Origin of the sequence: Nostoc sp. UIC 10630 (assembly GCF_010747425.1) — a bacterium.
Classification (GTDB): Bacteria; Cyanobacteriota; Cyanobacteriia; order Cyanobacteriales; family Nostocaceae; genus Nostoc.
On record NZ_JAAGOG010000283.1, the window covers coordinates 1 to 8,271 of the forward strand.

The 8,271-nt window shown below is 42.0% G+C and carries 9 protein-coding genes; 5 read left to right on the forward strand and 4 right to left on the reverse strand.

What is annotated here, in order from left to right; all coding sequences use genetic code 11:
• The first annotated feature begins 97 nt into the window (after positions 1 to 97).
• The gene (locus tag G1O98_RS34930) at positions 98 to 988 is read left to right on the forward strand and encodes an ABC transporter permease (RefSeq protein ID WP_163938418.1); all 891 of its coding nucleotides are present in this window, start codon (positions 98 to 100) and stop codon (positions 986 to 988) included.
• 36 nt (positions 989 to 1,024) lie between these two features.
• Positions 1,025 to 1,423, forward strand: a complete 399-nt coding sequence (locus tag G1O98_RS34935; RefSeq protein WP_163938421.1) for a hypothetical protein — start codon at positions 1,025 to 1,027, stop codon at positions 1,421 to 1,423.
• Positions 1,424 to 1,501: 78 nt separating this feature from the next.
• On the opposite strand, the gene G1O98_RS34940 is transcribed toward G1O98_RS34935, so the two are convergent.
• The gene (locus tag G1O98_RS34940) at positions 1,502 to 1,939 is read right to left on the reverse strand and encodes a peroxiredoxin (RefSeq protein ID WP_114084741.1); all 438 of its coding nucleotides are present in this window, start codon (positions 1,937 to 1,939) and stop codon (positions 1,502 to 1,504) included.
• 194 nt (positions 1,940 to 2,133) lie between these two features.
• Between G1O98_RS34940 and G1O98_RS34945 the strand changes: the two genes are divergently transcribed.
• From G1O98_RS34945 to G1O98_RS34955, 3 genes are all read left to right on the forward strand, one after another.
• Positions 2,134 to 2,538, forward strand: a complete 405-nt coding sequence (locus tag G1O98_RS34945) for an Npun_F0494 family protein (RefSeq protein WP_163938424.1) — start codon at positions 2,134 to 2,136, stop codon at positions 2,536 to 2,538.
• Between the two features lie 236 nt (positions 2,539 to 2,774).
• Positions 2,775 to 4,259, forward strand: coding sequence for a cobyric acid synthase CobQ (gene cobQ / locus G1O98_RS34950; RefSeq protein WP_163938427.1), 1,485 nt, complete (start codon positions 2,775 to 2,777; stop codon positions 4,257 to 4,259).
• Positions 4,260 to 4,625: 366 nt separating this feature from the next.
• Positions 4,626 to 4,862 (forward strand): 2Fe-2S iron-sulfur cluster-binding protein, encoded by a 237-nt coding sequence (locus tag G1O98_RS34955; RefSeq protein ID WP_163938429.1) that lies wholly within the window; start codon positions 4,626 to 4,628, stop codon positions 4,860 to 4,862.
• A gap of 129 nt (positions 4,863 to 4,991) precedes the next feature.
• On the opposite strand, the gene G1O98_RS34960 is transcribed toward G1O98_RS34955, so the two are convergent.
• From G1O98_RS34960 to G1O98_RS34970, 3 genes are all read right to left on the reverse strand, one after another.
• On the reverse strand, positions 4,992 to 5,435 hold the full coding sequence (locus G1O98_RS34960) for an SRPBCC family protein (RefSeq protein WP_163938433.1): 444 nt from the start codon (positions 5,433 to 5,435) through the stop codon (positions 4,992 to 4,994).
• Positions 5,436 to 5,526: 91 nt separating this feature from the next.
• Positions 5,527 to 6,966: a 9,9'-di-cis-zeta-carotene desaturase gene (zds, locus tag G1O98_RS34965; RefSeq protein ID WP_163938436.1), complete on the reverse strand. Its 1,440-nt coding sequence runs from the start codon at positions 6,964 to 6,966 to the stop codon at positions 5,527 to 5,529.
• Positions 6,967 to 7,240: 274 nt separating this feature from the next.
• Entirely contained in the window at positions 7,241 to 7,417 is a 177-nt protein-coding gene (locus tag G1O98_RS34970; protein WP_174710394.1) for a CopG family transcriptional regulator, read from the reverse strand.
• Positions 7,418 to 8,271: the final 854 nt, after the last annotated feature.

The following is an 8,271-nucleotide window of genomic DNA, read 5'->3' on the forward strand; positions in this document are numbered from 1 at the left end:
GAGCAGGGGGAGCAGGGGGAGATGAGGGGACAAGTAAACCCAATGCCCAATGCCCCATGCCCAATCTAAAATTCAAAATCCAAAATCCAAAATTTCTATGAGCGTTACTCCTAAATCTGATATCAATTGGCAGTCACTAGCATCGCCACCAGCAGATGTTAATGCTGCACCTAGCTTCTTCGGTGAATTAGTACAAGAGACGTTGGCTTTAACTCGTCGCTTGTTTATTCAGTTGCAACGCCGTCCCTCATCTTTAGTTGCCGGAATTATTCAGCCAGTCATGTGGCTGATACTGTTTGGTGCTTTGTTCCAAAATGCCCCCAAGGGTATATTTGGTAATACAACAACAAATTACGGACAATTTTTAGCTGCGGGTATTATTGTGTTTACAGCCTTTGCTGGGGCGCTGAATGCTGGTTTACCCGTAATGTTTGACCGCGAGTTCGGCTTTTTGAATCGTTTGTTGGTAGCACCGTTAGCATCGCGGTTTTCCATTGTCTTTGCTTCGGCAATCTTTATCATCAGCCAGAGTTTGCTGCAAGCAGCCGTGATTGTAGCGGCGGCGGCATTTTTGGGCGCTGGACTACCCGATGCAGTTGGTTTAAGTGCGATCGCTCTAATTGTCCTCTTATTAGCTTTAGGCGTAACAGCCATCTCCCTCGGTTTAGCTTTCGCCCTACCCGGACACATTGAACTGATTGCAGTGATTTTTGTCACTAATCTACCATTATTGTTCGCTAGTACTGCTTTGGCTCCTCTATCGTTCATGCCTCAGTGGTTACAGGTTATCGCTACCCTGAATCCTCTTAGCTATGCGATCGAACCCATTCGCTATCTATATCTCCACAGTAGTTGGGGATTAGGTAGTGTAGTTATGCAGGCTCCTTGGGGTGATGTTACCTTTGGGGGAGCGTTGCTGGTATTGTTTGGCTTTGCCGTTGTCGCCTTACTGAGCATTCAACCCCAACTACGGCGGACTCTTGCTTAAAGAGATAAAATAGAGCAGTTTTAGGGTCAAAATCCCATGAAAAAATCATTTTTACAAATTCCTAGACTCTTTGTAGCTACCGTAGCAGGCATTAGCTTTGCTTCCTTGCTCATGGCTCAACCCAGTTCGGCTCAAGTCAGCAGCCCAGCCGATGCTTTTCCCAGTAATAGTACAACAGACCAAAATACCGATCCGTTCTCTCGTTCAAACGCAGATAATTTCAATATGTTTGACCTGATTCATCGGGCAAATTTTGGGACTCTCAACTGGAATTCTGACCAACAGAACGAACAACTAGACTCAGCCGCAGCAGCCTTTAAAGCAAGGCAACAAAAACTAATTCGAGGTGAACAACAGCAAGCAAGCCCCAGTTTGCCATCGTTTACACTACCATCAGCTACGCCGCCATCGGTTACACCACAATCAGGTAACTGAATTCAAGCAAAGAACCCCAAGCCTCTAGAGGCTCGGGGCTGAGACTATTTAAAAAATCCTTAGTTATCAGGTAAAAAACTACAGCCCAAGCACAGCCAAAACATCGCTAGCATGGGTGGTGGTATTTACACTAGTGTCAACATGGGTAATTTTGCCGTTGGGGTCAATTACGTAGGTGACGCGCTTGGCATAACCACCGCCATCCACATCGAAAGCTTTGATGAGGGATTTGTCGCTGTCAGCCAATAGAGGAAAATTCAAATTATATTTTTGAGTGAATGCCTGATGGGAGACTTCATCATCTGCACTGACTCCCAAGATTACAATATCTTTACCTTGATATTGAGCCTGGGCATCTCGAAAACTACAGGCTTGTTTGGTGCAGCCTGGCGTGTCATCTTTGGGGTAAAAATACAAAACAACTGTCTTTCCCCTCAAATTAGATAACGAGATTGTGTTGCCGTTTGTATCTTTGGCGGTAAATGCAGGTGCATCCGTACCAACTGCTAGAGGCATAATTAACCTTTCCTGTTTCAGATTGTTGATGCACTTGAAATTTTACATTAATTTATAATCATTAAATATAATTACTAAAAAATAGCATAACTATACTTCAGGTAACTAATTTTGGTTCAATGAGGTATATAGTACAAGAAAAAATATATTCTTAAATTAATCTTTATCAGAAGAAAAATTTCACCCCCAACAAAATGGCTGCTGCTGACTCCCAAAACCCAAATATTTTTATCTATCCTCAAAGCACAGTAGAAAGAGCCGAGCGATCGCTAGTGTGTTCGCCCTTCAATTTATCTTTATTTGAAGTCATGGGACACCAGAGTGTTTCAGTAACTGCGATCGCTCTGGAAAATGGACTTAAACAGGGCTATACTAAGCGCCCTTTATCAGAATTAGCCTGTGATAACGCCTTGGGCTGGCTAATCCAAGTGGGTGTATTGCGGCGAGAAGTCGATGGACAGGGAATTACAGATAGTTTTCGGCTCACTCCCTTGGGTCGCCAGTTGGTGGAACAATACTACGGAAAAAACTGGCGGACACCTTCATGGCGCGATCGTTTATTCGATGCTGTGATTCGTTGGTTACGGATACCCTTTTAGAATAAAAAACAAAACCAAAGAGTTAGCATTAGGCAATCAAAGGGAATAATATACGGAAACATCACATTTATTCATGAAGTCTTTACCGTAATCATCTAATTGAAATTTGTGATGCTAATGGTGGGTGTGGGGTATAGTGTATTATTTCTTCCCCTACTCCCTCATCTCTCCTTGCTCGCTTATTTTTCGTTTCTAAAAATTCACTCTGTATCTTGAAAAACTAACTAATAGCAACTATGAAATCAATTATGGTGGTGGGGACAACATCCCATGCAGGGAAATCACTTTTAACTACAGCTATTTGTCGCATTCTGTCGCGGCGTGGCTGGCGGGTGGCTCCCTTTAAAGGTCAAAATATGGCTTTAAATGCTTATGTTACTGCCAGTGGTGGAGAAATTGGCTATGCCCAAGCAGTGCAAGCTTGGGCTGCGGGAGTCGTGCCTTGGGTAGAAATGAACCCAATTTTACTCAAACCTCAAGGGGATATGACTTCCCAAGTAATTATCAAAGGTAGGTCTGTAGGTAAAGTAAGTGCCTCAGATTACTACGAGCAATATTTTGAACTGGGGTGGCGGACAATTGAAGAATCGCTACAGCATTTAGGAACAGAATTTGACTTACTAGTTTGTGAAGGTGCCGGTAGTCCAGCAGAGATTAACCTCAAGCACCGCGATTTAACCAATATGCGGGTAGCAAAGTATTTGAATGCACCAACGATGTTAGTAGTTGATATCGATCGGGGTGGTGCTTTTGCCCATGTGGTAGGAACCTTAGAGTTATTGGAACCAGATGAACGCGCTCTAATTAAGGGTGTAGTAATTAACAAATTTCGAGGACAGCGATCGCTCTTAGATCCGGGGATAAAATGGTTAGAAGAACGCACAGGTATTCCTGTTATCGGTGTTATACCCTACTTACAAGATGTGTTTTCGACCGAAGACTCCCTGGATTTGCTAGAACGTCAATCGTCGTCAAGTAAAGCCCAAACAGACCTCAACATTGCCGTTATCCGCTTACCCAGAATTGCCAATTTCACCGATTTCGACCCCCTGGAATCAGAAAGTACAGTTTCGGTAAAATACTTAAGCCCTAAGCAAGATTTAGGACATCCTGATGCCGTAATTATCCCAGGTACAAAGACCACAATTGCTGATTTACTACTGCTGCAAAAAAGCGGTATGGCAGAAGCTATTCAACACTATGCTGCTTCTGGTGGAACCGTTTTAGGTATCTGCGGTGGCTATCAAATGCTCGGTCAAATTATCGCCGATCCCGAAGGGATAGAAGGACAAGCTGGCAGATTTCAAGGGTTAAATCTTTTACCAATTAGAACCGTAATTACCGGACAAAAAATCGCCCGCCAGCGCCAAGTTAGCTCAAATTATCCACAGCAGGGCTTACCAGTCAATGGCTTTGAAATTCACCAAGGGCGATCGCGCATCGAGCAGCAAGGAATAGATCCTCAATCCTACCATGCCCTATTTGACGATATTAATTTAGGATTAGTGGATAGTTGTCAATCGGTGTGGGGAAGTTACCTCCACGGGCTTTTTGATAACGGCCCTTGGCGACGCGCTTGGTTAAATCGCCTCCGTCAACAGCGCGGTTTAAAATCTTTGCCCACCGGTGTTGCTAACTACCGAGAACAGCGAGAGCAGATTTTGGATTCCTTAGCGACTGAAGTAGAAAGCCATTTAGACTTAACTCCATTTTTGTCTTAAGCTGATACCATTTTTAATTTTAGATTTTGGATTGAGATAGCTTTCTAAATCTAGGTGTAGTGAATTCATCTGTCACAATCATGTTTCAAATTGATATAAGTTGCATAAAATAAATTGCACTTTTTTTCGTTAAGATGGTTATTTGTCATTTGTAAAGACAAAAGGCAAATGACAAATAACAACTCTTATACCATTTCTTTGTGAAGTTGCGCCAAATTTCCTTTGCTTCTTCTTTCTTCCTTTGTGTTCTTCTCTGACGAGACGCTGCGCGAATGCGTCCTTTGCGGTTCGTTCCTCATATAGTTTGGCGCACCTTTATACAGAATTTGTATTACGAATCAATTTCAAATCAAAAGCGTAAGATTCATGATTGTTCGTGTCCACTTTTTACCCGATGATGTGACAGTAGATGCCGAAGTGGGAGAAGCCATTTTGGATGTAGCAGATCGGGCTGGAGTATTTATTCCCACCGGTTGTCTAATGGGGTCTTGTCACGCTTGCACCGTCGAATTAGAGGATGGAGAGATCATCCGCGCTTGTATCACCGCAGTACCGCCACGTGAGGAATTGACGATTAATTTGTTTAGCGATCCCACTTGGTAATTTTTTAACCCTCTAAGTTCAGAAGATCAGATAAAGAAGTAGAGAAGAAACTTAGTAGGTGGTAAATAATGTTGAATAATATGCGCGATCGCACATATTGTTCCCTACTGCCTGTTTTTACTATCTATATCAATTAGCTTTAACATTCAGCGCGTATTCTTTAAATCTTTCCAAATCAGCTTGAATCGTCGATTCAACTATCCGTCCCAAAAACAAGTTATCCATAATTTTGCCAATAATGCCGGGGATAGCATAGGAAATACTCATTTTAACAATGCTACTATTGTGGCGATCGTAAAAGCGAATCGCTCCCTGATTAGGCAAACCATCAATCGATTCCCATTGGATAATTTGGTTGGGAATTACTTTGAGAATTCGGGATTGCCAATTAAATTCTAGACTGCCGGTTTTTAATTTCCAAAGAGATATATCTGGATTATCTGGCGGAATTTTCACCGAATCAATCCACTTCATCCACCGGGGCATTTGCTCCAAATCAGACCAGAGGCTCCATACTAAATCTATGGGGGCCTCTACTTCTACCTGCACAGTATGCTCTAACCAATCTGACATTTCTCTTCTTCTTCCTTTGCGTTCTTCTCTACGAGACGCTACGCGAATGCGTCCTTGGCGGTAGCCTGCGGCAAGCCACTGCGTGTCTACGTTATCTCTTTAAATTCTCCAAAATCACTTTTGCCGCCCGCCGTCCAGAAATAGTAGCACCTTCCATGCTGTCAATATAATCTTGCTGAGTATAACTCCCTGCAAGGAAGAAATTATCTACTGGTGTTTTTTGATTGGGACGATAGGCATCCATCCCTGGCGCTTCTCGGTAGAGAGACTGAGCAAGTTTTACTACACTATACCAAGTCATATTTAGCTCCCGCGACGAGGGAAACAGTTCATGGACTTGCTTGAGGACATGCTGTGCGATCGCTTCATTACTCTGTGCAATAAACGGATCTCCCGGTGTCAGCACTAGTTGTAACAAAGATCCCTGTCCTGGGCGATAATAATCAGCAGGGCTAGTCAACGCTAAATCCGCAAAACAAGAAAAGTCAGCATCGGCTGTGTACAGTAAATTATCAATTCCAGCCGCGTGATTTAGCTGTTTACGTTGCTCTTCATCGTTGAGTTCTGTTACCCAACCATCGAAGCGTAACTGCACTGTAGCCACTGGTACTGCATCCAGTTTGTAAATATTGTCAAATTCTGACCACTTACGCCATTCCTGGGGTAGGATACGTTGAATTCCTGGAACATCACAGGCAAAAACGTAAGCATCAGCAGTAATAGTTTCGACTGCATCACCTTGGGCAACTGCTATACCAGTGACGCGGGTTTGTTCGTTTGACTCTATAAACTGAATTTCGCGTACTTGCCGACGCGTATAAACTTTAGTGCCTCTGGCTTCTAAATATTCCAGAATGGGCTTGTGCAAATAGTCAGCTGGAGAACCTTCCAACATTCGCAGAACTGAAGCTTCAGTTCTGACTGCAAATAACTGGAATATGGTTAACATACAACGGGCAGACATATTTTCGCAATCAATAAATCCCAATGCGTAAGCAATGGGGTTCCATAACCGCTTAATGCTGCCATTACTCCCACCATGACTGCGAAACCAATCGGCAAAGCTAATTTTATCCAAGTTACGGATGGTTTTCATCGCCCCGTTAAAGTCTACCAATCCGCGAACTATTGGACTAGTACCCAAAGCGATCGCATTTTGCAATTTATCCTGCAACGATAGTTGGGAAGTCGTGAAAAATGCCTTTAAGCCATTGAAAGGCGCACCTGTAAAGAAGCGAAAATCCAAACCACCAGTGCGCCCCCCTTTATTAATAAAAGTGTGGGTATGTTCCTTGAGGCGTAAGTTCTCTAACACCCCCACTTTCTTCATCAAGTCAAATAGTTGGTAGTAGCACCCGAAAAATACATGCAACCCCATTTCTAGATGGTTGCCATCTCCATCAACCCAACTGCCGACTTTACCACCCACAAACGGACGAGACTCAAAAATCTCTATTTCACAACCAGCATCAGCTAGATCCACTGCGGTTGCTAGTCCAGCAAGTCCCGCACCTACGATTGCAACACGCATTCCGTCGTTCCTTTTCAGTTTCTTTACAGATTGTAACTGGGTTGGTGTCGGAATTTGCTACTTAATATCAACTCTACCAGTATATTAAGGCAAGCAATGTCGATACTAAAACCTCTTTAATTACTTCTTTTAGTCCCCGTAATTGACCAGACGCGAGCAAAACGCGCCTGTATCAGCTAGACAAATTATTGTCCATTGCGGCGCACCCAAAAAAGTATCAGAGCTATTTTGTTGGTGGCAAAGCAGTTATCTAGTAAGTAGTGAAAGTATGTTCTTACTTGTTTACATCTTTGCCATCGTCGGAGACAGGCAAACTTCTAATCAGTTCGCGAATCACATCGGTTGCGGGTCTACCTGTTTGTTGACAATATTTTTCTAGTTTTTCCGCTTCCTGCGTTGCGAGATTAACTGTTATGCGTTTAACGGCCCATTTTTTATTTGTCATTATCATGCTATCTGCTGTATATCTAGATTGTCGAAAGAGTCTAAATTAAAGAGGGAACCGATAAGATTATCAGAATTTGTCTCAGGAAACAAGTAATACCATTAATATTAAAAATTGTCGTTTTGTCAAAGGATTCATAATTTTCTAAAGAAATCAAAAAACTACACTTTATTTGTTACTATTTTGACAGCAAAAACAGCACATAGTTCCTTCTGAGGAAGATAACCCTACTAACAGCATCAGTAAAGCCTGGCAATGAACTTCTATAAATAAATTTGAGATACCGAATGTTGACTCAATCAAGATTTGCAAAATTATTCTCTATCGAAATAATTTGACCATATATTTTAACCAAGTTTGCCAAACCCACTTGGTGAGAACATCTGGTATAACAGATGAAAATAAAGCTTTAGAATCATCGTCAGGCTGAAATTGTGTCTTACAGGTGGCTTTAGGTGAGATATACAGCTCGGAAATAATCACTTAAAAGTAGGCAAATAAGCGATAGCTCTAGAGCAAACATCCATCTGTATCCATTGCTGTAATCAATAAGCTAAGAGCGACTTAAATAGTTAAGGCTTTTGGCTCACTGCAATTAAAATGATTACTTCACCGTGCTAATGTTGTAGTCATAAACAAGGGTATAAGATTAAGCTCACTGGGTATAAAAAACCAAATCTTTTGGTAAAATTTAACAAAATTACCTGTAATTTTACTCAGAAAAATTAACCAAGAATAGACGTGAATGTTACTTTACTGTCACCGATAATAATATTTTACTTTTGTTTCATGTTTTTACACTAAGTCCCCTGAAATATATGATGAAATCCTAGATATTTTTTCTCTTCCCCCTAGCGATA